Origin of the sequence: Saccharibacillus sp. CPCC 101409 (assembly GCF_030518235.1) — a bacterium.
Lineage (GTDB): Bacteria > Bacillota > Bacilli > Paenibacillales > Paenibacillaceae > Saccharibacillus.
In genome coordinates this window covers 61,241-83,519 of record NZ_JAULSA010000012.1, presented here as the reverse complement: position 1 = coordinate 83,519, position 22,279 = coordinate 61,241, and the positions used below count along the sequence as shown (strand labels likewise).

The 22,279-nt window shown below is 57.5% G+C and carries 24 protein-coding genes; 8 read left to right on the top strand and 16 right to left on the bottom strand.

Annotated features, from left to right (window positions below; all coding sequences use genetic code 11):
• The first annotated feature begins 61 nt into the window (after positions 1–61).
• The gene (locus QWJ34_RS20875; RefSeq protein ID WP_302730857.1) at positions 62–631 is read left to right on the top strand and encodes a TetR/AcrR family transcriptional regulator; all 570 of its coding nucleotides are present in this window, start codon (positions 62–64) and stop codon (positions 629–631) included.
• A 301-nt stretch (positions 632–932) separates the two neighbouring features.
• Here the strand turns inward: QWJ34_RS20875 and QWJ34_RS20870 are convergent, their stop codons facing one another.
• From QWJ34_RS20870 to QWJ34_RS20860, 3 genes are all read right to left on the bottom strand, one after another.
• Positions 933–1,418: a hypothetical protein gene (locus tag QWJ34_RS20870; protein WP_302730856.1), complete on the bottom strand. Its 486-nt coding sequence runs from the start codon at positions 1,416–1,418 to the stop codon at positions 933–935.
• Between the two features lie 45 nt (positions 1,419–1,463).
• A complete protein-coding gene (locus tag QWJ34_RS20865) occupies positions 1,464–1,859 on the bottom strand; it encodes a hypothetical protein (RefSeq protein ID WP_302730855.1) in 396 nt (131 codons plus the stop codon).
• A 164-nt stretch (positions 1,860–2,023) separates the two neighbouring features.
• Positions 2,024–2,743 carry an SDR family oxidoreductase gene (locus QWJ34_RS20860; protein ID WP_302730854.1) on the bottom strand — a complete coding sequence of 240 codons (720 nt, stop codon included), beginning with the start codon at positions 2,741–2,743 and terminating at the stop codon, positions 2,024–2,026.
• Positions 2,744–2,925: 182 nt separating this feature from the next.
• On the opposite strand from QWJ34_RS20860, the gene QWJ34_RS20855 reads away from it, so the two are divergent.
• On the top strand, positions 2,926–3,834 hold the full coding sequence (locus QWJ34_RS20855; RefSeq protein WP_302730853.1) for an AraC family transcriptional regulator: 909 nt from the start codon (positions 2,926–2,928) through the stop codon (positions 3,832–3,834).
• A gap of 64 nt (positions 3,835–3,898) precedes the next feature.
• On the opposite strand, the gene QWJ34_RS20850 is transcribed toward QWJ34_RS20855, so the two are convergent.
• Together QWJ34_RS20850 and QWJ34_RS20845 are read right to left on the bottom strand one after the other, a co-directional pair.
• A complete protein-coding gene (locus tag QWJ34_RS20850) occupies positions 3,899–4,765 on the bottom strand; it encodes a hypothetical protein (protein WP_302730851.1) in 867 nt (288 codons plus the stop codon).
• Between the two features lie 175 nt (positions 4,766–4,940).
• Positions 4,941–5,855, bottom strand: coding sequence for a LysR family transcriptional regulator (locus QWJ34_RS20845; protein ID WP_302730849.1), 915 nt, complete (start codon positions 5,853–5,855; stop codon positions 4,941–4,943).
• Positions 5,856–6,063: 208 nt separating this feature from the next.
• On the opposite strand from QWJ34_RS20845, the gene QWJ34_RS20840 reads away from it, so the two are divergent.
• From QWJ34_RS20840 to QWJ34_RS20825, 4 genes are read left to right on the top strand one after another with little or no spacing between them, the layout of a single operon-like run.
• Entirely contained in the window at positions 6,064–7,068 is a 1,005-nt protein-coding gene (locus QWJ34_RS20840; protein ID WP_302730847.1) for an ABC transporter ATP-binding protein, read from the top strand.
• A gap of 26 nt (positions 7,069–7,094) precedes the next feature.
• Positions 7,095–8,168 carry an ABC transporter substrate-binding protein gene (locus QWJ34_RS20835; RefSeq protein ID WP_302730956.1) on the top strand — a complete coding sequence of 358 codons (1,074 nt, stop codon included), beginning with the start codon at positions 7,095–7,097 and terminating at the stop codon, positions 8,166–8,168.
• A gap of 1 nt (position 8,169) precedes the next feature.
• Complete coding sequence (locus QWJ34_RS20830) at positions 8,170–9,849, top strand: ABC transporter permease (protein ID WP_302730846.1); 1,680 nt, start codon at positions 8,170–8,172, stop codon at positions 9,847–9,849.
• Positions 9,846–11,243, top strand: coding sequence for an MBL fold metallo-hydrolase (locus tag QWJ34_RS20825; protein ID WP_302730845.1), 1,398 nt, complete (start codon positions 9,846–9,848; stop codon positions 11,241–11,243). Before QWJ34_RS20830 ends, QWJ34_RS20825 begins: the two co-directional genes overlap by 4 nt.
• A gap of 330 nt (positions 11,244–11,573) precedes the next feature.
• On the opposite strand, the gene QWJ34_RS20820 is transcribed toward QWJ34_RS20825, so the two are convergent.
• Positions 11,574–12,584: a phosphotransferase family protein gene (locus QWJ34_RS20820; protein WP_302730843.1), complete on the bottom strand. Its 1,011-nt coding sequence runs from the start codon at positions 12,582–12,584 to the stop codon at positions 11,574–11,576.
• Positions 12,585–12,615: 31 nt separating this feature from the next.
• Positions 12,616–13,314, bottom strand: coding sequence for a hypothetical protein (locus QWJ34_RS20815; RefSeq protein WP_302730842.1), 699 nt, complete (start codon positions 13,312–13,314; stop codon positions 12,616–12,618).
• A gap of 137 nt (positions 13,315–13,451) precedes the next feature.
• On the opposite strand from QWJ34_RS20815, the gene QWJ34_RS20810 reads away from it, so the two are divergent.
• Positions 13,452–13,646: a stalk domain-containing protein gene (locus QWJ34_RS20810; RefSeq protein WP_302730841.1), complete on the top strand. Its 195-nt coding sequence runs from the start codon at positions 13,452–13,454 to the stop codon at positions 13,644–13,646.
• A gap of 147 nt (positions 13,647–13,793) precedes the next feature.
• Here QWJ34_RS20810 and QWJ34_RS20805 read toward each other — a convergent pair whose 3' ends face one another.
• Positions 13,794–14,438 (bottom strand): HAD-IA family hydrolase, encoded by a 645-nt coding sequence (locus QWJ34_RS20805; RefSeq protein WP_302730839.1) that lies wholly within the window; start codon positions 14,436–14,438, stop codon positions 13,794–13,796.
• A 193-nt stretch (positions 14,439–14,631) separates the two neighbouring features.
• Here QWJ34_RS20805 and QWJ34_RS20800 point away from each other — a divergent pair, with 193 nt between their 5' ends.
• Positions 14,632–15,393, top strand: a complete 762-nt coding sequence (locus tag QWJ34_RS20800) for a DUF6199 family natural product biosynthesis protein (RefSeq protein ID WP_302730837.1) — start codon at positions 14,632–14,634, stop codon at positions 15,391–15,393.
• 100 nt (positions 15,394–15,493) lie between these two features.
• Here QWJ34_RS20800 and QWJ34_RS20795 read toward each other — a convergent pair whose 3' ends face one another.
• The 8 genes from QWJ34_RS20795 to QWJ34_RS20760 all read right to left on the bottom strand — a co-directional run bounded on the left by QWJ34_RS20795 (position 15,494) and on the right by QWJ34_RS20760 (position 22,107).
• On the bottom strand, positions 15,494–16,360 hold the full coding sequence (locus QWJ34_RS20795) for an aldo/keto reductase (RefSeq protein ID WP_302730835.1): 867 nt from the start codon (positions 16,358–16,360) through the stop codon (positions 15,494–15,496).
• A gap of 105 nt (positions 16,361–16,465) precedes the next feature.
• Positions 16,466–17,173, bottom strand: coding sequence for a hypothetical protein (locus QWJ34_RS20790; RefSeq protein ID WP_302730833.1), 708 nt, complete (start codon positions 17,171–17,173; stop codon positions 16,466–16,468).
• A 161-nt stretch (positions 17,174–17,334) separates the two neighbouring features.
• Positions 17,335–17,754, bottom strand: a complete 420-nt coding sequence (locus QWJ34_RS20785) for a DUF3592 domain-containing protein (RefSeq protein WP_302730831.1) — start codon at positions 17,752–17,754, stop codon at positions 17,335–17,337.
• 21 nt (positions 17,755–17,775) lie between these two features.
• Entirely contained in the window at positions 17,776–18,270 is a 495-nt protein-coding gene (locus QWJ34_RS20780; protein ID WP_302730829.1) for a DinB family protein, read from the bottom strand.
• Positions 18,271–18,409: 139 nt separating this feature from the next.
• Positions 18,410–20,632, bottom strand: coding sequence for a TerD family protein (locus QWJ34_RS20775; protein WP_302730827.1), 2,223 nt, complete (start codon positions 20,630–20,632; stop codon positions 18,410–18,412).
• A 105-nt stretch (positions 20,633–20,737) separates the two neighbouring features.
• Complete coding sequence (locus QWJ34_RS20770) at positions 20,738–21,127, bottom strand: hypothetical protein (RefSeq protein ID WP_302730825.1); 390 nt, start codon at positions 21,125–21,127, stop codon at positions 20,738–20,740.
• A complete protein-coding gene (locus QWJ34_RS20765) occupies positions 21,124–21,522 on the bottom strand; it encodes a hypothetical protein (protein ID WP_302730823.1) in 399 nt (132 codons plus the stop codon). Before QWJ34_RS20765 ends, QWJ34_RS20770 begins: the two co-directional genes overlap by 4 nt.
• 18 nt (positions 21,523–21,540) lie before the next feature.
• Positions 21,541–22,107 (bottom strand): cysteine hydrolase family protein, encoded by a 567-nt coding sequence (locus QWJ34_RS20760; protein WP_302730821.1) that lies wholly within the window; start codon positions 22,105–22,107, stop codon positions 21,541–21,543.
• Positions 22,108–22,279: the final 172 nt, after the last annotated feature.

The following is a 22,279-nucleotide window of genomic DNA, read 5'->3' as shown; positions in this document are numbered from 1 at the left end:
TTTGTGGGATATCGAACAAACGAAGCAGAGATGTTGAAGAAGTGGTATCGGAGGGATAACCGTGGAAGTGAAAACGGATCGGAGAATCGCAAAAACGCGGGAAGCGATCTTTCAGGCATTTATTTCGTTGATCGGCGAAAAGAATTTCGAGAGCATTACGATCAATGAGATCGCGGACCGGGCCAACGTCAATCGGGGCACGATTTATTTTCATTACAGCGATAAATACGATCTGCTCGACAAGTGCATGGAAGAGTATTTGAGCAAAATGAGCACGGTGTCGACCGCAACAGGTCAAGACGGAGAAACGGTCGATTTGTTGGAGTCGTCGCTGATGCCGATCATTCGTTATTTTCAGGAGCATCATGCCTTTTATTTGTCCATGCTGTCCAATCAGGGCATTCCTTCGTTTCGCAAACGCATGTTGGAGATCGTAACTGCCAGCATTGCGACACATGTCGATATGGAGGATCAGAACCAGGGATATAGCAAAGAGTTGGTGACCCAGTTCATGGCTTCCGCGTTTGTCGGAGTGATTGAATGGTGGATTTTAAGCGAAATGTCTCAGCCGCCGGAAGAGATTTCGACGCAGTTATGGGGGCTGCTCAAGCGAAACCAGGTGATTCGTTGAATCGGCTGCACAAAAAAAGAAGCGGAACGCCGTTGCCAAGCGTCCCGCTTCTTTTTGATTGCCTCTCGATTTCATCCGGCCTGTGCTTCTGCCGCCAAATTATTTGTTCCCGACAAACTCCGCTTCCTTCGCGAATTGCAGCGACTCATAGCTCCATGCCTGCTGGCTGCAGCCTCCGAATGGCTTGCGACAACGTGGATTTGCCCACGCCCAGCGGACCGGATATCAGATAAACGACCGGCGGTGTCTTTTTCAATTTTGCCCTCTCCTTTTTATGTGTCTGTCTGCGAAACCGGATTGTTCACAAACCGGCTCGAAGGACTTTCAACCCGTCCCGGAATACGTCTTCCAGCTCCTCCAACTCTTCGTCGTCCCATGCGGGTGTGTACCATTCCCCGTCTCCTCTTAATACCTCAGGATTGGTTCCGTAGAACACTTTATCGTAAGTCGGCGTAACTTCATCTTTGTCTCCGTAGAAATCGAATGTTAATGTATGTGCAATATCGCCGACCATGTTCCAAAAATTCAAAAAGCAAGCGCAGTCTACCGTCCTTGTTTCTTGGATTCGTTTGAATTCTTCCCGCAGCTGATCGGCCCAGACCATACAAATATCTCTATCCTTATACGCCCAGCCGTTCGATCGAAAATAAGTCCCGAGGGCTTCTTCCGACTCCATCTGCTTCAATCTGCCGCCCTCTACCAGAAAACCGTCTTTATCGTCCATATACCAGATACACCAGTGCAGACGACCGTCTATATGAAATCCGACCGGAAAATAATCTTTCATATCACTCATCCTTTGCGCGGAAAATTGAATCGGTATTAAGTTTCGTTATGCCGTTGCAGCCACTCCCTTGAAATCGAGGACGATAAGTCTCCAGGACAGAATCCAGAGAACAAGCGAAGACCAGAATCCGACATAACCGAATAGCGGTCCCAGCAGTCCTGTAAAAGGAAGCAGAAATGTCACGATTGCAAAAAATACCGGGTAGGTAAATTGAAGATTTATCACCGACGGTGTCTCCCGGATGACCATAAAGCGGATAAAGTAAGCAAAGAGAAATAAAATCGGCAGGTAAAAAATCAGCAGATAAATTCTGTAATTATCGATCTCGTACCAGGGCACCCACTTGAGATCGAAAGAATAGATATATAAGGTAAACAGGTAGATAAACTGAACGACTATATGAAATAGAATTATCGATAATTTGTGGAATGATTTTTTCATTCACTCCCTCCTTTCGCTTTGCTCGCTTTACATGAATACCCAATTTTTGATTGCTAATAAACTTTTTCGTTTTCAAGTTCACTTAATTTTAATTATGTAACCTATAGGCAAGAAACTCGACCGCCCGCAGCAAACGGGCAATCGAGTCGTTTACAACATTTCTTTTAATTCTGCGCCGTAGGCCGAATCACAATCTCTCCGATGTCAATCTGCTCCGGCTGTTCGATCGCAAACGCAACCGCTTCCGCGACCGCTCTTGGCGGCATGGCGATTGCTGCCTGAGCGCGCACGACGGGATCGGTCATACTCTCCACAAATTCAGTACGTGTCATGCCCGGGGAAATGATCGTCACGCGCAATTTATCGCCCGCTTCCTGCCGGAGTCCTTCCGAGATCGCGCGCACGGCAAATTTGGTTCCCGCATACACTGCCTGCGCCGGTACGACCCGATGCGCCGAGGTCGAAGCGATATTGATAAAATGTCCGAACTCCTGGCGGCGGAAGATCGGCAGCGCTTCGGCGATTCCATAGAGTACGCCTTTGATATTGATATCGACCATCGCTTCCCAGTCGGCTACTTTCAGTTCATCCAGCGGCGAGATCGGCATGACGCCCGCGTTATTGACGAGCACATCCAGCTTTCCATAATGCTCGATCGCCAGTTGGACCAGCCGCTTCACGTCTTCGTGTCTGGAAACGTCGGTGCTTGCACAAACCGCTTCGCCGCCGGATTCGGTTATCGCCGCCGCTATTTGCGCAAGCTTCTCTTCACCTCTGGCTCCAAGCACAATCTTCGCTCCTTTTTCCGCCAGCAGCAGCGCGATCGCTCTGCCGATTCCGCTGCTGGCGCCGGTTACGACCACTACTTTTCCCGTTAAACTCATCTTTTCGTCCTCCTCGACCTGTTCTTTGCCTTTTTGGCACATATTCAGTTTAAAGGACGTAATTATCGCGGTGGTAGAGCAATTCGAAACGATCCTTGCCTATTTTTCTTTATGAAGTTTGCTATTATAATGAAAGAATGAGGCACGGAAAAAGGTACGCAAAGAAAGGAGACTGCCCCGAAATGACGCTTGCTCATCCCGAAATCAAGACGCGGTTGAACGAACTGATTCAGTCGATTCTGCGGCACGCGCCGGTGGAAGGCCTGTACGAATCGGCGGTGCCCGGACTTCGTTTCCGGCACACGGCCCGTGTCACGCAACCTGTGCATTCCGTGGCTTCGCCTTCGCTGTATATTATCGCGCAGGGTTCCAAAGCGGTTTCCCTGGCCGGGCGGTTGTACCGCTACGATCCGCTGCGCTATCTGGTGAATCCGATCCATCTGCCGGTGGTCGGCATGATCGACCGCGCTTCCCCGCGGGAACCTTATCTTAGCTTACAGCTGGACTTCTCGACGACGGACATTCTGGATCTCGCCGAAGAACGGCGGGAGCGTCAAGAAACCGCGGCGGACGGCGGTCTGTTTGTCAGCCGTTCGACGCCCGAGCTGTTGGACGCGGCCTGCCGGCTGCTCCGTTTACTGGATAAACCGGCGGAAATCCCTGTGCTGGCGCCGCTCATTATCCGCGAGATGCTGTACCGCGTTCTGCTGGGCGAACAAGGAGCGCTGATCGCGCGATATGCCGCCTCCGGCAGCTACACGAATCGCATGGTCGGCATTATCGACCGGATCAATCGCGATTATGCAGAACCGCTTAATATTCGGCAGATCGCGGAAGAAGCCCATATGAGCTCCGCTTCGCTGCATAAATATTTTAAACAGGCGACCTCGATGAGCCCTTTGCAGTACCAGAAAGCGCTTCGGCTTCAGGCGGCGCGCCAGATCCTGCTCACGACGGAAACGGACGCGGCGGAAGCCGGATTTCGGGTCGGCTACGAAAGTCCTTCGCAGTTCAGCCGGGAGTATGCGCGCATGTTCGGACTGCCGCCGAAAAGCGACGTGAAGCGCTGGCAGGGTGCGGTTGAAGCGTAAATACAGCGAAAAGACGAAGGATTCGCTCCCTCGTCTTTTTTGTCGTTTCCGGTTGCGTGTTCGCTTAATAGCGTTCCAGAATCAAATTCGTTTTGAGCGAGTCCGCGTGGATCAGCCAGCCTTCCCCGTCCAGTTTGTCCATCAGCTTGGCGCGTTCTGCCGAAGCAACTGCGTAATCGTCCGTTTTGAACGAAATCTCGACCAGCGGCTCCGTGCCGGTACCGGAAGCGCTGCGGATCGGCCAGACTTCGATATCCACTTCCTGCCCGTCGAATGTGCCGGCGTATTTGCTCACCTGAACCGGGCCGTGCGCATAGGAAGCTTTGAGCATCTTCGTTCCCCAGCCTTTGGAGACCGCTTTGTCCAGCTTGCCGGGAATGCTGCTTACCAGCAGCTTCAGCGCTTCGCTCTCGGACGGAAGAACGAGTCCTTTGGACGCATCCACCTTCTTCGTGTTCGAAAAGCTCAGCGTCTGCTTGCCGTAACCCCAATCGACTTCGGCTTCGTAGTTGTCGTCGGAGGCGTCGAAACCCGCGGCGTTGGCGGCGGTCAGCGCGTCGTCGAGCTTACCGTTTTCGACCGCGAAGCGCTTTTTGTAGGTCAGCTCGTAGTTGGATTTGCTCTCCTTTTTGCGAAAACGCGCGTTCCAGCCTTCCCCGTTCAGATCCAGCGAATCCGTATCGAAGTACTCCACCAGCTGACGCTCCGGCGAAGACGCAACGGAAAAAGCGCTGTTGACCGCCCCTTTCAGCGTTCCGTCCGCGTTCAGCACGTCGTTCGAATCGAGCAGGAACTTAACTTCGTACGACGGAACGGCGTTCGCGGCGGCGTGCGCCTCGGGCGGAGCGCTCCACCCCGTAAACAGGACGACGGTGCTCAAAGCGGCTGCGGTGATCGATCGGACGAACTTGCGGGACATCTGCGTGTTCATGGCGGTTCATTCCACTCCTTCGGAAGTTGGGTTGAAGTACCCTTTTACTTTAGAAGGAGCAGGTCAAGGGAAGATCAAGCGCCGCGGCGATTCCGGTAAAAATGGATAACAATTTCCTGATGGCGTCCAAGATTTGTTTGAAACCGTATGAACCGCCGACTCGGCATAAAGTTATTCAATCTCCTTTAAAATCGCCCGCGATCCAATCCGGCAGCTCTTCCGTAAAACGCGCCAGCAGCGCGGACGGGTAACGCTGTTTGTGCGCAGCCATATAAATATGCCGCTTGAACGATCCTTCCGGCACGGGATATACGTTCAGCAGTCCGCGTTCGACTTCGCTTTGCACCGCCATCCGCGATACGAACGATACATGCTCGCCCAGCATTACCGTCTGCTTGATCGCTTCCAGCGAGTCCAGTTCCAGCCAGGACGGCAGACGCCGGCCGCTGCGTTCGAGCCAGCGTTCCGTCAAGCGGCGGGTGCTCGATTCCGTGCCGTGCATCACGAAGTACGAAGCGGCGATCTGCCCGGCGGTCGGGGCTTCGACTTTTGCCAAAGGATGCTTCGGCGAGAAAATCAGCACTAGATCGTCTTCGCAGATCGGCTCGGTATGCAGCTCCGGCGATTGAAACGAATCGGTGGAGATGATGCCGAGGTCGATCTCGCGCCGCTCCAGCATACCGCGGATTACGGGCGCCGTCTTCACCGCCAGCGAGAGATGCACGCCCGGGTATTTGCCGGAGAAGCGGTGCAGCATCCCGGGCAGAATATACGTCGCGGGCACATAGCTGGCCCCGATCTTCAATTCCCCTCTGCGCAGCGTATCGAATTCGAGCACGGCGCGCTGCGCTTCTTCGGCGAGCGCGCCGATCTTCACCGCGTAATGATGCAGCGCGTAACCGGCATCCGTCAGGATGATCTTGCCCATGCGGGCTTCGAACAATTTGACTCCGAATTCTTTCTCCATATTCTTCATATGAAAAGTAACGGTCGGCTGCTTCAGATTCAGGATCTCCGCTACCGTCGTTATCTTGCGATGCGTCTCCAGCAGTTCCACAATCCTGAGCTTGGTCAGATTCATATTGTTCATCATCGTTAACTCCGTCCTTTCTGCCCGCCGCGAATCGGCTGCCTACCATCAGTTAAATCTATGAATGTTAACAGGATTCATTGAGAAAATTAATTTTGTGTTGACTTCCCGTTAATCCGGCGCGCGAATACGGAAGCTAAACTGTAAACGTAAGCACAAGATTCGCCGATTCGTTTGAAGACACTGCCTAAACGGGAAGGACAAGAAGATGGACTTGACTATCAGGGGATTAAGCAAATCTTTCGCCGGCACGACTGCGCTGCACCCCGCCGACCTGACGATCCGGCAGGGCAAATTCACGACCCTGCTCGGACCGTCCGGCTGCGGAAAAACGACGCTGCTGCGCATGGTGGCGGGACTGGAAACGCCGGACGAAGGTTCGATCGCCATCGGCGAAGAACGGCTGTACGACCGGGACGCCCGCCGGAACGTTCCGGCCGAGAAACGCGGACTGGGCATGGTCTTCCAGGATTTCGCCTTGTGGCCGCATATGACGGTGTTCGAAAATGTCGCTTTCGGCCTGCGTACCGGCCGCCGGACGCAGGATCTGCAAAGTACGGTGATGCAGGCGCTGGCCAAAGTGCGTCTGGAAAACATGGCGCAGCGCTATCCGCACCAATTGTCGGGCGGCCAGCAGCAGCGTGTGGCATTCGCCCGCGCGGTCGTCACCTCGCCGCGTCTGGTGCTGTTCGACGAGCCGCTGAGCGCGCTGGACGCTTCGCTGCGCGAAGAGATGCGGGTGGAAATGCTGTCGCTCGTGCGCGATCTGGGTCTGACGGCGCTGTACGTCACGCACGACCAGGTCGAAGCGATGTCCATGTCGGACGAAATAATCGTGATGCAGGCCGGGCGGGTGCTCCAGACCGGAACGCCGGAGCAGATTTACAACCGGCCCGACGACGCTTTTGTCGCGCGCTTTATCGGGCGCTCCAACTGGCTGAACCCGGGTGAAGACGAACGGGCACAAGGCGTTCTCCCCATGTTCCGCCCGGAGCATCTGCGCTGGGAGCCTGTCAACGGAGCGGCCTGCCGGACTTACGACGTCGAAGTGCTGCAGTCCAGTTATATGGGCGACCGCTACGAAATACATATGCAGGCGGAAGGCCAGCGCGAGCGCTGGACGGCTTATCATCACAGCCGCATCCCTTCCGGCAGCCGGATGAACGTTCATCTGCCGCTGCAGCGGATTCACCGCCTTTCCACCAAACTTTAGGAGGAATCATTATGACCACTTTTCCAATGTTCAATCGCAAAACCATCCGCCGGAATGCTTCGATGACGCTGGCGCTCGCTTTCGGCCTTACACTTGCCGGATGCGGCGGCGCCGGTTCCGCTTCGGATCAGGCGAACGCTTCGGCCGCCGGAACGACGGCCGCGCCGGACAAGGCGGCGGCTCCCGCAGCCGACAACAAACTGGTCGTTTACACCGCCGGCCCCGAAGGTCTCGCCAATAAACTGATCGAAGGTTACGAAGCGCAAAGCGGCGTCGACGTCGAAGTATTCCAGGGCACGACCGGCAAGATTCTCGCCCGCATGGAAGCGGAGAAATCCAACCCGGCGGCCGACGTCGTGATTCTGGCTTCCCTGCCTTCGGCAAGAGGACTCAAGCAGGACGGGCTGACGCTGCCTTACCCGGAAGCCAAGAACGCGGATAAGCTGAATCCCGACTGGTCCGACGAAGAAGGCGGCTATTTCAGTACCAGCGCTTCCGCGCTCGGCATCGCCTACAATACCAATCTGGTCAAGACCCCGCCGGCTTCCTGGGCCGATCTGTCCAAGCCGGAATACCGCGATCTGGTGAATATCCCCGATCCGTCCCTGTCCGGTTCCGCGCTCGACTTTATGACCGGCTACCTGAGCGCCGAAGGCGACGAAGGCTGGAAGCTGTTCGAAGACTACAAGAACAACGGCGCAGTAGTCGCCGGCGCCAACAACGAAGCGCTCGACCCGGTCGTTACCGGCGCCAAAGGCATCGTGGCCGCGGCGGTGGATTATATGACCTACAGCGCCAAAGCCAAAGGCGAGCCGATCGATATCGTCTACCCGGAAGAAGGAACGGTGATCAGTCCGCGTCCGGCCGTGATCCTCAAGTCGACGCACCGCGAAACGAACGCCAAAGCTTTTATCGACTACCTGCTGTCCGACGAAGCGCAGAAGCTGGTCGCCGACGCGTCGCTGCTGCCGGGCCGGACCGATATTCAAGCGGCGAACCGCGCCAACCTCGACGAAATTCCGCTGCTGGATCTCGACGAAGCCTGGATGGACGAGCACAGCGCCGAAGTGACGGAACGTTTCCTGAAGCTGTTCAAGTAAGATGAATGTACAGCCGTCCGCCAAATCGCTGAAAGGCATTTCCCTTCTGCTGGCTCTGCTCGTATTGTTCGCGCTGATCGTCCTGCCTTTGATCGAGATCTTTATCCAAAGCGTTTACCGCGAAGGGAAGCTGGAGTGGTCCGCTCCTTTCCGTACGCTGGCCGATTCCGATCTGCTGCGGATCATGGGCAGTACGGTCGGGCTCGGCCTGTGCGTCATCCTGGGCACGACGCTGCTGGCGCTTCCGCTGGCCTGGATCATGGTCCATACGCCGCTCGGCCGCCGGAAATGGCTCGATATCGTGCTGCTGATCCCGTTTATGACGCCGCCGTATATCGGGTCGATGGGCTGGATTCTGTTTATGCAAAAAAACGGATATCTGGAGCAGCTCGTGCCGGGACTGTCGCGCTTCGCGCCTTCCTTCTTCAGCTTCGGCGGCATGGTGGCGATCATGAGCCTGCATCTGTTTCCGTTTCTCTACCTGCTGCTGCGCGGTGCGCTGGAGCGGATCGGGGGTAGTCTGGAAGAAGCGGCGGCCGTTATGGGCGGATCGCCGGGCTACCGCTTCCGCCGGATCATCGTCCCGCTGCTGCTGTCGCCCTACGGGATGGGCGCAATGCTGATCTTCGTCAAAACGATCGCGGAGTTCGGCACGCCGGCGACGTTCGGACGAAAGATCGGGTACGAGGTGATGACTTCGGAGATTCACCGCTATGTATCGAGCTGGCCGATCGACTTCGGCAAAGCGACCTCGCTGTCTTCGCTGCTGCTGACCGCCTGCCTGCTGATGTGGTACGTCCAATCGGTATTGAACCGCCGCTTTACCTACAGCCTGGTCGGCGGCAAAGGCTCGCGCCGTTCTTCCCTGTCCGGGCGCAAAGCGCTTCCGTGGCTGGGGACTCTATTTACGGCTGCGCTGCTGGCGCTGTCGATCGGCATCCCGTATTTCTCGATTATCGCCGCGTCGACGATGAAGCTGCGCGGCGCGGGATTGTCGTTTCACAACTTGACGCTGGACGCTTACCGCGAGCTGCTGAGCTGGGGCACGCCGGGCATGAAAGCTTTGACGAGCAGTATCTGGCTGTCGCTGGCCGCGTCCACCTGCGCGCTGATCTTAGGCACCTGGTTCGCGCTGACAATCGGGCGCTCGCATCGGGCGTCCCAGCGCACGGTCGATCTGCTCAGCCTGCTGCCCAATACGGTGCCGGGCATCGTCACGGTGGTCGGATTGATCCTGCTGTGGAACTCGCCGTGGATGCCGATTCCGCTGTATAACACATACGGCATGGTAATCCTGACTTACGTGGTGCTGTTCCTGCCGTACAGCGTCCAGTATGTCAAAAGCGCCGCCGGGCAAATCGATCCTTCGCTCATGCAGGCCGGACGGGTGCACGGAGGCGGCGCGCTGTATCTGCTGCGCCGGATTACACTGCCGCTGATCGCGCCGGGCATGCTGGCCGGCTGGATGATGACGTTCACCATCGCTTCGCGCGAGCTGGTCGGCTCGCTGCTGATTCTGCCGCCGTCCGTGCAGACGTCGGCCACCTATATCTTTGCGCAGTTCGAACAGGGGCAGGTCTCGCTGGGCATGGCGATGGCGGTCGTCTCCGTCGGCCTGACCACGGTGATCCTGCTGATGATGGAGAGCCTGGGCTCCGGGAATAAAAGGAGCCGGATATGAAGCTGCATAACTGGGGAGGCGCCGGCGAACACGGGCGCTCCTGCTATTATATCGAAGGCGAGAATGTACGCCTGCTGCTCGACTGCGGTGTCAAAAAGGAAGCAGCCGGACAGTATCCGCTGCTCGATCCGGCGAAGATTCCGGAGCTGGACGCCGTATTCCTGTCCCACGCCCACGACGATCACGCGATGGCGCTCCCTCTGCTTTACAAATACGGCTACGAAGGCGAGATCTGGACGACGCGCGCCACGCAGCGGCAGCTTCGTGCCGGCTTTGCGGGCTGGAAACGGTTCGTCGAAGGGCGCGGAGGAAGTCTTCCCTACGACGACGAGCATGTGGAGCGGATGCGTTTTCGCTATCTGGAGGACTATGCGCTTCCCTGCGGATGGTTCGAACTGCCGGCCGCGATTCATGCGGAAACCGGCTCGACAGCGCAGCGGACGGCGGCTTTCCCGCAGCGGGAAAGCCGCCGGATTCGCGTTCAATGGGGCCGGACCGGCCACCTCGCCGGCTCGGTCTGGCTGAGGCTGGAAGCCGAAGGCAAGCGCATCTTCTTCTCCGGCGATTACAGCCGGGAATCGCTGCTGCTGGCCGCGGACGCGCCGGGCGCAGACTCCGGTCCGGATAGGGTACTCTCTACACCCCGCCCTTTTCCTGTCCGCGATCTGCCGGACGACCTGTCGATCGTGGATAACGCTTACGGCTCCGACGAAGAGGATCAGGTTGCGAAGCTGGAACGACTCGGCGAGGAGATCGGCCGCGCCCTGGGCGAAGGCGGCGCCGTGCTGCTGCCGCTTCCTTCGTTCGGCCGCGGGCAGGATCTGCTGCTCTGGGCCTGCGAGCGGTTCGATCCCTATCCGATCGCGATCGACGGCGCGATCTGGAACGGCCTGCGCGATCTGCTTGAGCAGCCGCTCTGGCTGCGCCACGCTGCGTCTCCTGCGATCGCGCAGCGGCTCGAACAGCACTCGCATCGCCTGCTGCCGATGGACAGCGAGGAAACCCGCCTGGCCGCTCTGGAAGCGGGCGGTCCCCGCCTGATCCTGGCGGCCGACGGTACGATGGAATCCGCCGTGTCCCGCCGGTATCTCAAGACGATCGCGGACGACCCGCGCAATCGGGTACTGCTGACCGGACATGTGTATCCCGGCTCGTTCGCGGATGAGCTGCTGCGCGAGCGCGTCGCCGGCGTTCGCTGCCGCGTGCGCAAGCTGAACTACAAAGTGCACCAGGGACTGGGCGATGTCCGCGCCATGCTCGACGCAGCGCCGTCGGCGTGTACGGTTCTCGTACATGCGCCGGAACCTTCCGCCCGGCGGGCGTATGAAGCGCTGTTCGGCGAAGGAAGGCGCGGCCTGCGGCTGCTCTTTCCCGGCGATGTGCTTTCGTTTTGATCCGGCTCGTTGATTCCGCTTGCCGGACTTCGACTTATTCTCTCTGCTGCTTTCTTCATGAAAAAGAACCTTCAGACCCGCGATCGACGCGGAGAACGAAGGTTCTTTGTTGAAACAAAGAAGCGGTTAGCTGTTCAAAAAGTCCGGGTCCCTGTAACGCGGATTCGGCTAGGTATAGAACCCTTCGCCGCTTTCTTTGCCCAGCTTGCCTTGATCGATATACTCTTTTTTCAAAGCGATCTGGCTGCCCAGAACGCCGCTGCCGGCAATCGTAATGCGTGAGTAATTCGTCGTCGGCTTCGTCTCCTTTTTGGGCTTATAGCCCCGCGTTCACTCCTTATTAATCCCGTTCAAGCCGCCGCCAACCCCATTCAGCCGCAGCGCTTCACGCACCAGCCGCGCAAACCCTTCGATCTCGCCGGGATTGCAGTCGATCGCCCAGCGCAGCTTGTCGAACATGGCCAGCAGCAGAAGTTCCCTTGTCTCCGCCTGGATGTCTTCGCCCAACCCGTAACCGTCCAGAAAAGCCAGAAACTCTTCTTCCGAAGGCGTTCCGTCGCGCGCCTGCGTCTGGATCAACTGGATCAGGTCGCCGTGGGGAACGGGCGCGACTTCGGCGCTGCCCCAATCCAGCAGCGTCACATGCAGACGTTCGCCGCCGCTTTCTTTATCCGGTCCGCCGTGTTCGGCAGAACGCACCAGCGTATTTTTGAGCGACAGATCGCCGTGAATCAGTCCGAAACGATAGTTTTTCCCCCTCATCTCCTCGAAGATCCGCCGCGCCTGCCGCGATTCGTCCGGCGTGATGAACCCGCGCGCGATCAGTTCATCTTCATCGTTCAAGCTCGCGATATTGTACGCCAGGTAACCGCTCCAGCTTCCGTCGAAACCGGGATGCGGAGGCGAACGGAACCGGCCGCGAACCGGATCGATCAGCTCTTCCCCTCTTCCGCGCGCCGGAACCGCATGAAACAGCGCCGCGTATTCGCCGATCCGATGCCAGATTTCGAGCCTCGCATCCGGCACTTCGAGCCCGTTTTCTCCAGGCTCGAACGTTTGGATCATATACGGCGTCCCACCGCAGGTTCCCAGTTCCAGCACTTTCGCGCCTGGAATACCGGCTTCGGCCGCCTGTTCCATACACCATTTTTCTTTGACGTATATCGCTTCGGCTCTGCTGTCCGCGTCGTTCATCCGGATCACGATCCGCTCGCTGTCCGCTTCGGCGATCCAGACTTCGTTGACGAAACCTTTGCCGACCACAGCGCGCAGCTTTTGCGGCTCGCGTTTGAAAAAGCGTTCGGCAATCCGCCGCGCTGTCGTTTCCGGGGATTCGTGCATGTCGGCGCCTCCTTTGGGGATATACATGCTGCTATGCTTCCTGCGCGGTTTGTTTTTTCGATAATACGTATTCTTTTAATGCGTTAAACTCGTTTTTGTGCTTTTCCGCCCACTTCGCTGCATCCGTCACTTGCAGAATGCCCGTACCCGGGTCGGCGTGGACGATCAGCTTGTGGGCGGACGGAAACAGTTCCGTATTGCCCGCCGCCACCCGATCGAGAATAAACGGCACAGCCGGCACGCCGAGCTTTTCCAGAGCGGCATTTTTTTCTTCAACGGTTCGGGATGAACCCGAGATCTCTTCGACCTTTTCCGGCAGCGTGCTTAGTTGAAATTCCCATTTGCGCGCAAACTCCTTGCCTGTCGCCCACGCCGTGCTTTCTTTTTCTTTCAAATCGACCTGCGAAATTTCTTCTATAGCCGCCGCGAAAGCGTAAACGGTTAATCCGCTGTCCGCGCTCTGTTCGATCTTTTTGTCCAAAACGGGAATCGCGCCCGGCCCCAGCTTCACGATTCGCTTATACTCCCGGCTGTTTTCGATAAAATCGTAAGGATTGCTGCCGGCTGAAAGAATGGGGTTAGCCCCGTTCGACGCCGACAGCTCCCTGGACAAAGCGTCTGCGCTCCGGGCCGCTTGATTCTCGATCGTTGGGACCGCGTACGCGGTGTATACCATGCCTGCAGCGGTACACGCGAGCAGGGCCAATCCGATCAGGCCCTTCCTGTTCATTTTCATCGCCTCCGCTTCGTGAATTCGAATCACTATCCCGGACTACCCGGTGTTTGGACGAGTATCCGAAGTGTTAATGGTAAACGTGTCTCCCAACATCGTAACACCGACCTGCTTCAACTACAGCGGACGACAACGTGATCTATGAAGCTCCGCTCGACTGCCTGCCGGAAACCGATATCTGCAAGCTGGATCGCGAACGCGATCGCGGGCCGTTCGTATACAAAGGCAAACTTTACGTCCCTGTACGTCCGGCCGCCGAAGCTTTCGGTTTGCATGTACAGGCGCAAAAAGCCGAGAACGGATCGACGATCATCTTTGCCGAATCTTGATTGCGTCGAACACAGGATACGAACTTATCTGCCGTAACATCAAAAAAGACCGAAAGCCGACAGGCCCACGATCTTTCTGCGCAGAATGTTGGCGAAATGCCGCCCTGCTGCAACCCTTTTAAAATAACGCTTTCATTTTTTCCCTTTTTATACAGTGCCCGCGTTAAAACAATCGATCGCCGCAAATACTTCGCGCGGACGTCCCGCCATAAAGTCGGGCGAAGAGCGTTTCATCAGTTCGAACGAATCGTAGCCCCATCCCGCTCCCACGATCCGAATCCCGGACTTGCGGCCGGCTTCGATATCCCGCAGCTCGTCTCCGATATACAGAGCTTCGCGCGGCGCGATCTTGTTTTCTTTCAAGAAAGAATGGATCGCCCGATGCTTGCCGAATAACCCCCGGGAAGAACGGATATGCGTAAACTGGTCGATTCCGTTGTGTTCCAGGAAAGAGCGGATATTGCCTTCCAGATTGGACGAAATGATGCTGAGCGTGTAGCCCCGTCCGTTCAATTCCAGAATCAACTCGCGAACGCCGTCTTTGACCTCAAGCGTCTTGATGTGTCGTTTATAGGTAAAGATCACCTGTAAAGCGAGAAGCGGGAGCTTATAGAGCGGAATCCCCAGCGCTTTGCAGCGTTTGCGAACAGACTGCCCGGAAAAAGGCCCGGAGTCGCTATCTTTAATCGGACGGTATCCGTGCTTTTCGGCCAAACCGTTATAAAGCTCGGTCATGAGCGGCCTGGAGTTGGCGATCGTTCCGTCAAAGTCGAAAATCACATGCCGAATCATGGTCCCTACCTCCTCTTCGGTGGCTTATCCTTTTTATAACCTATTTTTATGGTTTTGTCTGCTTTTTAGCGAAATTAAATCCGTTTTAATCCTTTTTTCGCGCACGAACGTTCCCTTTCTTCGATGTTGAAACGTTTTGAAAGCCTATGCGTAAAAAGTTACACCGACTCCAAACCGAAAGCAGGGATCGATCATGAAATTTTCCGACTCGTTCGAATCTTCCTCTTCTTCCTCCGCTTCTGCCTCCGGCCTGCTTGAATTCGTAAAACGAAATAAACGCCGCCTGCTCTGGGTGCTCGCCGTGCTGGCGCTGATTGCGATCCCGCTGCTGATCCGTCACTTCAACACGGAAGTTTTCTATCTGGACAACGCGCGCTACAAACAAGTTTCTGTGCAGGGCGACGCAATCACTTACGACTCGGCGCTCGCTTCCGCCGTAACGGTACAAGGGGGCAGCGACGGGAAAGAAGTTTCGGTTGAAGGCGATACTTACCGAATCTCTCGCAAAGAAGGCGGCGGTTCATCCGAGTTTCTGTACACGATTGCGTATCCCGACGGACAAACGTTCTCGGCCGAGTCCAGCGGCGATACCGTGTGGAATGTGGACGAGAACGGCGAGCCGCAATGGATAACCATAAGCGCCCAATCGGGCGGAAAAACGATTGACGGCACATACGGCCGTTACTACCCGCCCAGTCGGATCGTAAGCGCCGCTTATCCGCAGTTTCATGAAAAAGCCGGCAATCCCGTCGGCTTCGTGCTGTTTCTGCTGCTCGCCGCGTTCGGCTGGTGCTGTTTTTATTACCGCGGGCTCCAGAACTTCCTGTTTCAGCTCAGCGCTTACCGCATCTGGGTGAAAGATCCCGAGCCGAACGACTTCTATTATGCGATGAGCCGCGTAACGGGAATCGCGATTGTCGCGGTAAGCGTATTTGCGGCTTTGATGCAGCTGTAACGCGCGGTTCGCAAACTCAAACTATGAGGAAAACAGAAAGCCGGTCCCGCGTGCTCCCTGGGCCGGCTCTTTTTATGGCAAACCTTCACTTCGCGCCGGCTCAAGCCAGCTTGTTCAGCGTTTCGATATCTTCGTCGCTCAGTTCCAATCCCGCCGCTTCGATATTGTCTTCCAGGTGGGCGACGGACGAAGTGCCCGGAATCGGCAGGATCACCGGGGAGCGGCGCAGCAGCCAGGCCAGCGCAATCTGCGCCGGTTTGGCGTTCAAGCGCTTGGAGATGTCGTCCAGCGGGCCGCCGTCGCGGGCCAGTTCGCCGGTTGCGAGCGGGAACCACGGGATAAAAGCGATGCCGCTGGCTTCGCATTCTTCCAGCACGTCTTCCGCTTTGCGGTTGGAGAGATTGTACAGGTTCTGCACCGATACGATCTCCGTAATCTCGCGCGCTTCGCGCAGCTGCTCCACGCTGACTTCGCTCAGTCCGATATGGCGGATCTTGCCTTCTTTGCGCAGCAGCTCCAGTTCGCCGAGCTGTTCGGCCAGCGGGACTTTGGGATCGATGCGGTGCAGCTGGAACAGATCGATCCGCTCCAGGCCGAGATGCCGCAGACTCATCTCCGCCTGCTGGCGCAGATACTCGGGGCGTCCTACCGGGCGCCAGTCGTTCGGGCCGGAACGGGTCAGGCCCGCTTTGGTCGCGACCACCAGGTCGTCCGTGTACGGGTGCAGCGCCTGGCGGATCAGCGGTTCGGCGACGACCGGACCGTACGAATCGGCGGTGTCGATAAAGTTGACGCCAAGCTCGATGGAACGCTTGAGCACGCGAACGGCTTCGTCCGGATCTTGGGGATCGCCCCAGACGCCTTTGCCGGTCAGCTGCATGGTACCGTAGCCCAACCGGTTGACGGTCAGATCTCCGCCGATCGTAAAGGTGCCGGAATCGGCGGCGGTGATAGGTTGTGCGGTCATGGAATAGCTCCTCTCGAGTTCGATTCTGAATCTGTAACCTCTTCTCGTACGGTTTCCATTACCCCAAGTGGGCGAACGGCAATCGGGATTCGAACAGCTTTTCCGCTACTCGCTCGGCTGCACGGATTCCGCGTAATAGTCGAGCGCTTGTCGTTTGAGCCGGTTGAAATGCGCAAGCGTATCTGCATTCGGGGAAATGAAGTCGATCTCTTTAAGTTCGCTTTCCTTGATTCGGCTTCCGTAGAAAAGTTCGGCGGGCTCGGGACGGCTCAGATTGAACTTGCCCTGGTAAGAACCGTTTACGGCATAAGTATTTTCGCCCGTGCGGCGGAGGAAAAGCAGATAGCGGTCGGAATCGTTCAGCATCGTATACCCGCTGAGCGTATGGTACGTCCCGTCTTCGACTCGCCCGCCTTGCACCAGCGTGACCGTCGAATCGCCGGGCGCTTCGCCCTGGAGCACCCGTTCGATCTTCAAAGGAATCTTGCCCAGTGTCTCCAGCACTTCGCCCGATCCGGTCCGAATCTCGTAAGTGGACGCTTCTCCGCCCCGGCTTGCGACGACGATCAGATCCGACTGTCCTTTGAGAAATTCGATATTCGGGAACATGACCAGATCGATGAGTTCCGCGGAGCTGGCAAGTTCATAGCTGCGCTCTTCTACCTGCCTGGAATCGGCCGCTTGACGCGCCGCGCTTTGGATATCCGGATCGGACATCGACGTTCTCGAAGACGGGGCATAAGGTTCGTAAGCGGCCAGCAGCAAACTTGCGCCCAGCGCCGCCGCGACGATAATCATTCCTGTTTTTTTCACAGAATCCCTCTCCTTATCCTTCTATTTCTATTTTATCAAACGAAGATCATCACGAAAAAGTTGCATCGGCGGTTCCGCAAGCAAACGCGCGGGAAGCCCGGACGCAAAAAAGACGCCGCCCCGGCGCCTTGTGTACTTGCGGATGTTTCTTTTCTACCCTGTTACTTTCCGATCGCCAGCACAACGCCAACCGCTACAAAAGCGACGCCGACCGCGATTACCAGGCTTTGCCGGCGCGCCGATTCAGGCTCGCTCAGGATCTCGAAGGCCGCCGGATCGTCCGGACGCGCGTGGACCTCGACTTTCGTTCCGACCGGAGATCCCATCGTAGAAGATCCCGAGCGCGACATTTCCCGGAAGGAACCTCCAGACGTTTGGAATTGTACGATCGGATGGTATTTGACGCCGGTGCTTCCTCTTTCCATGCCGGTGTCGGCCATTTCCTCGTAACCCACGATCTCGCCCGGTACCGTGTGTTCGCTTGCCGCAAGTCTGCGCCGGCGCGCACCGGAATAAATACCGAAGGCGATAAACAGCGCGCCGAGCACCCAGAATATCGCCGCGTTTCCCGCTCCGCTCAATCGATCTCCTCCTTGTATGTTTCAGTCGAAGCTGCGCGTGGCCGGCCATGCGCCCTGGAGTTTGCTCAGCAGCACGATCTGGCCGATATGGTACGCGTCGTGCATCGCCAGGCTCCGGATCGCTTCCGCCAGGGACTTCTCGTCCGGGATCGGCCGGCTGAGGTCTTCGGGAGCCGCCTTCGCCAGAATCGAGGACAGTTCGCGGTGCGCGGCGTAAAGTTCGTTTTTCGCGGCTTCCCAGCCGGCTTCCGACGCGTCGTCGTAAGCGAACGTTCCGTTGTTGTCTTCGGCTTCCGGCAGTCCTTCGCTTTGTCCTTTGACCCGCAGCAGCAGTCTTTTATCGTAAAAAAGCAGATGCTGGACGGTTTCGCGGATACTATTGGCCGGTCCGTCCGCCGGTTTCCATACGGATTGTTCGGCCGTTACGTCTTTGAGCGCGTCTTCCAGCGGCAAAAACCAGTCTTCTTGGTCCATACAGCTGTCCCACTGGCTGAGCAGCAGTTCTTTAACGTCCATCTTCGATCCCTCCCGCAAAGGTGTTTTTTCCAGACGATCTTCTTCCTTCTTTATATTCCCCAGCGCGCCGAGCCGTCAAACGAAGGCAGGCCAAAAGCCCGGAACCGAAGAACCGGGCTTACCTCATTAACCGCAGGGCTTACAAATACTCGCCCAGGATAACGTCGATCTCGTACGGGGTAATGCCGTCTTCCACGTCGAAGACCGTATCGGCGTCTTTTTTGCTTCCGACGACCGTCCCGCGGGATTCGGCGTGCAGCGTGAACAGTTCGGCCAACGACGCTTTGCGCAGATCGGAGAAGGCATGGCCGAGCATCTGCAAACTGCTCATATTTTCCTCCGCGTTGATGCGGAAGCTGCGGTTCTTCGCCGCGGCGTCCATCCAGATCATCTCGCGCTCCCGCAGATCGACGGCGAACGGAACAGCCTGCTGCGCTTCGATCGTCAGGTCGAACTTCGACTCCACCGTGCGCGGATCGTAGATCTGTCCGGTCTGGCTGCCGCCCGGAACGCTGCCGCGCATCATGAAGCCGGCGAAGCATTCCGGCAGCTCGGAGAAAGCCTGTCCGGTAAAGCAGGCGATCTGCACCATGGCGTAGCGCGCTCCGGTCCTGGCAAGCACGACCGGAATGTACAAATCGATAAATTCGGACGCGCCGTTCGGGGCGTCCGTAATATCCCCGCTGTGCGCGCCGAATTCCTCGCGCAGATTATAGTAAGCGAGCGTTTCGACATGATTCCAGTTCTCGTCCAGCAGCACGAGCGAGAGATCCACGTCCACGCGCCGCTCGTTCTTGTAGCCCGTCTTCATATTGGTCCACCAGCAGAACAGCCGCAGCGTGTCGCCGCCTGGAACGGCGACGCGGCTGCCGCGCGGCAGCGGACGCAGGGCGGCGCTGGCCGAGCGCTGCGAGAACGGCACCGGAATCTTGGCCAGCCGCGGATCGATATAAACGCGGCCCAGCGGTTCGCGCTCCGCGAAGCGGCGCTTCAGTTCGGCTTCGACGAGCCGGACGACCTGCGCGGCCTGCCCGCCGCGAAGCGGCGCCAGCCGGTTGTGCACCGCCACGGCCCGGGCCAGATTGCCTTTCGGGAAAAATACCCGGTATTTCCGCGGCTCGCCGCGGTGCTTGAAATGCGACAGCAGCTGGAGCAGCAGCGGCGTGGCGATTCTGGCTGCGGCCTGCTCCAGCGCGAGCAGCAGTTTGTCCGCCTGGTCGGGCTGGGTGCGCAGCAGCAGATCCAGCCGCCGCGCGAGTTCGCCGGGGCGTTCGGCCAGCCGGTCGATCACGGCCGGATCGCGGCGATGCAGCCCGGCTTCGGTCTCGCTGCGAAACGTCGGAATCTGCTTATCGCTGCGCAGGCGGGTGAACGCTTCGAATGTCTTCGGATAGCGGGCGCGCATCTCGCCGGGATGCAGAATCTCCCCGAGCCGCTTCCACAGCTCCCGGTACAGCAGCATATCTTCCAGCGGTCCGCCGGTTTGCTCCAACAGCCCGAGCAGCAGCCGGCGTTCGCAGCGTCTGAATTTGCGGAAAGCGAACTGCGGACTTCGCTTCGGCGTCGTTTCGGGATTGAGCTGCTGATTCAGGTTGTACATATTGGCGAACGGAAGAGTGAGCATCGGGATCTTTTTGGCCCACGACAGGCTGGTATCGAGTCCCGACAGTCCCGCCGCCAAACGCAGCACATCGGTCGCCGTACGGAAATATTTGCCCATGCTTCGTTCGTCGACCCGTTCTTCTTCAATCAGGATCGAAGCGACGAACGCCGCGTTTTCCTTGTACGGCATTTCTTCGGGCAGCACAAGATTCGGGTCGATGTCGCTGCGGAGCACCGCGGCCAGGTCGGCTTTGTCTTCGTCCGACAGCGAGCCGTTCGCTCCCGCCAGATTGCGCATCGAGCGCAGAAATTCGCTTTCCGTCGTCACGCCGATCGGTTTGAGCTTTTTGTGATCCAGGCTCAGCGGGCGCGGTTTGGCTTTCGTTTCCGGCAGTGCGCCGTATCTATAGTGCAGCACCGCCCGCAGGTACAGCTCGGCGTCCGAAGCTTCCATCACCTGATCCGGAAAGTTCGGGTACATCGGACGGTGTTCGATATGAGCGCCGAGCATGCTTCTCAGCACGGGTACGGTTGTGTAGTAAAGATGCGTCAATTCGCGATCCGGCAGCCGTTTGGCGGCTTCGAGCAGCTCGGGCGAGAACGTATAGCCGAGACTTTCGATATTTTTAATAAAAGACGCCAGCATCCGCTCGTTCGCCGCGCCTTCGATATTGGGCAGGACGAGACGGCGGCTGCGGCGCAGCGTAATGTCATTCAGCGTTTGCAAAGTCAAATCCATGGCGAGGTTCGGAGTATTCATCGGTCAAGACCTCCTTGAGTGGAAAAAGCCGCAGGAGAGCCGGGACGCTGGGATTTTGGAGTCGTTTAGAAGGAAGCGTTCCGATAGCCTGCGGCGGTGATGAACTCAGTATAGGCAAAGACCGGGGAGGTCAACAGGGCGTAAGTATGGCGATGTTCCGATCTTCCGCATCTCCAGCCAGTCTCTTTGGCGAAAAGGACCGTAAAGCATTTGTTCCAGCCGTTTGTACGTTTCGGGACCGGCATCGATCCAGACGACGCGGCGCGCGGCCAGCTTGGCGAACGGGATGTGACGGATGCGCCGGCCGCCGGAGCGCGTTTTGAGCGGAACGCGAAACCGCAGCAGCTCTTCGGCATCGGACCATTCTCCCCAGCTCAGCCGCGCTCCGCGCTTGAAGTCGACCGCATACAGCGTAAAGCGCTGGAGTCCCTGTTCCCGGCAAACGCCGACCAGCCAGAGCGAAGGAATCCATTTGGATCGTTGACGCTTGTTCATTTAAAATCACCGGTCATATCCCTTCGGACATAACCGCCCGGCAGCGCGCGCGTTTCTTCGAAGCTGCGAAACAAAGCGGCCGTTTCTTCGGCGTCAAACGTTTCGTCCGCTTCGCGCACCGTTTCTTTGCGCAGCCCGAACAAACCGCTTTTTCGCTCATGCTGTACCGGTTTGCCTATTGCGTAATGGCGGAATCCCGAGACATGCGGCTCGCGCACCTCGACGATCATCGCTTCGGCGGTGCCGGCGCATTGAATATACCAGCCGTCGTTGACCGACAAGCTGCAGTAAGTGCGATCCCTGTCGTTCAAGAGTCCGAGCATTGCGGCGATCCGTTCCGGCGACGCATCGAGTTCGAGTACTTCCGCATGACCTTCATCGTAGCGAAACTCCATCCTTTTCGCCTCCTTGTTCTACAGCTTGTTCGTCCATTCGTCGACCGTCTGCACATCCGCCTGTACCGGGAATATTTTTTCGATCAATATGCGGTGCACGTCGGGATCGGAGTCGATACACGCGTCGGACAGGACGGTCAGTTTGTAGTCCTTGTCCGCGGCTTCGCGCAGGGTGGACAGCACCACTCCGCTCGTGGCGATACCCGACAGGATCAGGGTGTCGATTCCCTGCGAACGCAGGAGAACTTCAAGATCGCTGCCGGCAAATGCGCTCACGCGAACTTTGGTGACGACCGGTTCGTCGCTGCGCGCATTAAGCGAAGCATGGATCTGAGCGCCCTGTTCGGCCTGAGGGTGGTCCGGCATCCCGACCAGGCGTCCGAACATTTTATTGCGCGAACTGACGTTGACGGCGTCCGGACGGAATCCAACGCGCACGAAGATGACCGGAATGCCGTGACTGCGCGCGGCGTCGAGCGCCCGGCGAAACGGATCGAGCATTTCTTCTTCGGGAGCGTAGCGCGATACGATCACGTTTTGCACATCCATCATCAGTAAAGCCGTACTTCCGCGATTTTCTGTCATGGTTTGTTTCCTCCTCCGTCTGATCGGATCGATAAAAAGCACGACAAAAAGCCGCAGGAGAGCCGGGACGCTGATTATACCGGCCCGTTGAGCTTTCGCCCCCGGATTTCCGGTCCCTTGTAATAGAAGGAAGCTTCCCGATAGCCTGCGGCTTTTTGAATTGTCTTTTATT

Bases quoted from the DNA above. Each gene is read 5' to 3' on its own strand.
- QWJ34_RS20870 (WP_302730856.1), bottom strand. From the start codon at position 1,418: ATGAAAGATTATTTTCCGGTCGGATTTCATATAGACGGTCGTCTGCAC.
- QWJ34_RS20865 (WP_302730855.1), bottom strand. From the start codon at position 1,859: ATGAAAAAATCATTCCACAAATTATCGATAATTCTATTTCATATAGTC.
- QWJ34_RS20860 (WP_302730854.1), bottom strand. From the start codon at position 2,743: ATGAGTTTAACGGGAAAAGTAGTGGTCGTAACCGGCGCCAGCAGCGGA.
- QWJ34_RS20855 (WP_302730853.1), top strand. From the start codon at position 2,926: ATGACGCTTGCTCATCCCGAAATCAAGACGCGGTTGAACGAACTGATT.
- QWJ34_RS20850 (WP_302730851.1), bottom strand. From the start codon at position 4,765: ATGAACACGCAGATGTCCCGCAAGTTCGTCCGATCGATCACCGCAGCC.
- QWJ34_RS20845 (WP_302730849.1), bottom strand. From the start codon at position 5,855: ATGAACAATATGAATCTGACCAAGCTCAGGATTGTGGAACTGCTGGAG.
- QWJ34_RS20840 (WP_302730847.1), top strand. From the start codon at position 6,064: ATGGACTTGACTATCAGGGGATTAAGCAAATCTTTCGCCGGCACGACT.
- QWJ34_RS20835 (WP_302730956.1), top strand. From the start codon at position 7,095: ATGTTCAATCGCAAAACCATCCGCCGGAATGCTTCGATGACGCTGGCG.
- QWJ34_RS20830 (WP_302730846.1), top strand. From the start codon at position 8,170: ATGAATGTACAGCCGTCCGCCAAATCGCTGAAAGGCATTTCCCTTCTG.
- QWJ34_RS20825 (WP_302730845.1), top strand. From the start codon at position 9,846: ATGAAGCTGCATAACTGGGGAGGCGCCGGCGAACACGGGCGCTCCTGC.
- QWJ34_RS20820 (WP_302730843.1), bottom strand. From the start codon at position 12,584: ATGCACGAATCCCCGGAAACGACAGCGCGGCGGATTGCCGAACGCTTT.
- QWJ34_RS20815 (WP_302730842.1), bottom strand. From the start codon at position 13,314: ATGAACAGGAAGGGCCTGATCGGATTGGCCCTGCTCGCGTGTACCGCT.
- QWJ34_RS20805 (WP_302730839.1), bottom strand. From the start codon at position 14,438: ATGATTCGGCATGTGATTTTCGACTTTGACGGAACGATCGCCAACTCC.
- QWJ34_RS20800 (WP_302730837.1), top strand. From the start codon at position 14,632: ATGAAATTTTCCGACTCGTTCGAATCTTCCTCTTCTTCCTCCGCTTCT.
- QWJ34_RS20795 (WP_302730835.1), bottom strand. From the start codon at position 16,360: ATGACCGCACAACCTATCACCGCCGCCGATTCCGGCACCTTTACGATC.
- QWJ34_RS20780 (WP_302730829.1), bottom strand. From the start codon at position 18,270: ATGGACGTTAAAGAACTGCTGCTCAGCCAGTGGGACAGCTGTATGGAC.
- QWJ34_RS20775 (WP_302730827.1), bottom strand. From the start codon at position 20,632: ATGAATACTCCGAACCTCGCCATGGATTTGACTTTGCAAACGCTGAAT.
- QWJ34_RS20770 (WP_302730825.1), bottom strand. From the start codon at position 21,127: ATGAACAAGCGTCAACGATCCAAATGGATTCCTTCGCTCTGGCTGGTC.
- QWJ34_RS20765 (WP_302730823.1), bottom strand. From the start codon at position 21,522: ATGGAGTTTCGCTACGATGAAGGTCATGCGGAAGTACTCGAACTCGAT.
- QWJ34_RS20760 (WP_302730821.1), bottom strand. From the start codon at position 22,107: ATGACAGAAAATCGCGGAAGTACGGCTTTACTGATGATGGATGTGCAA.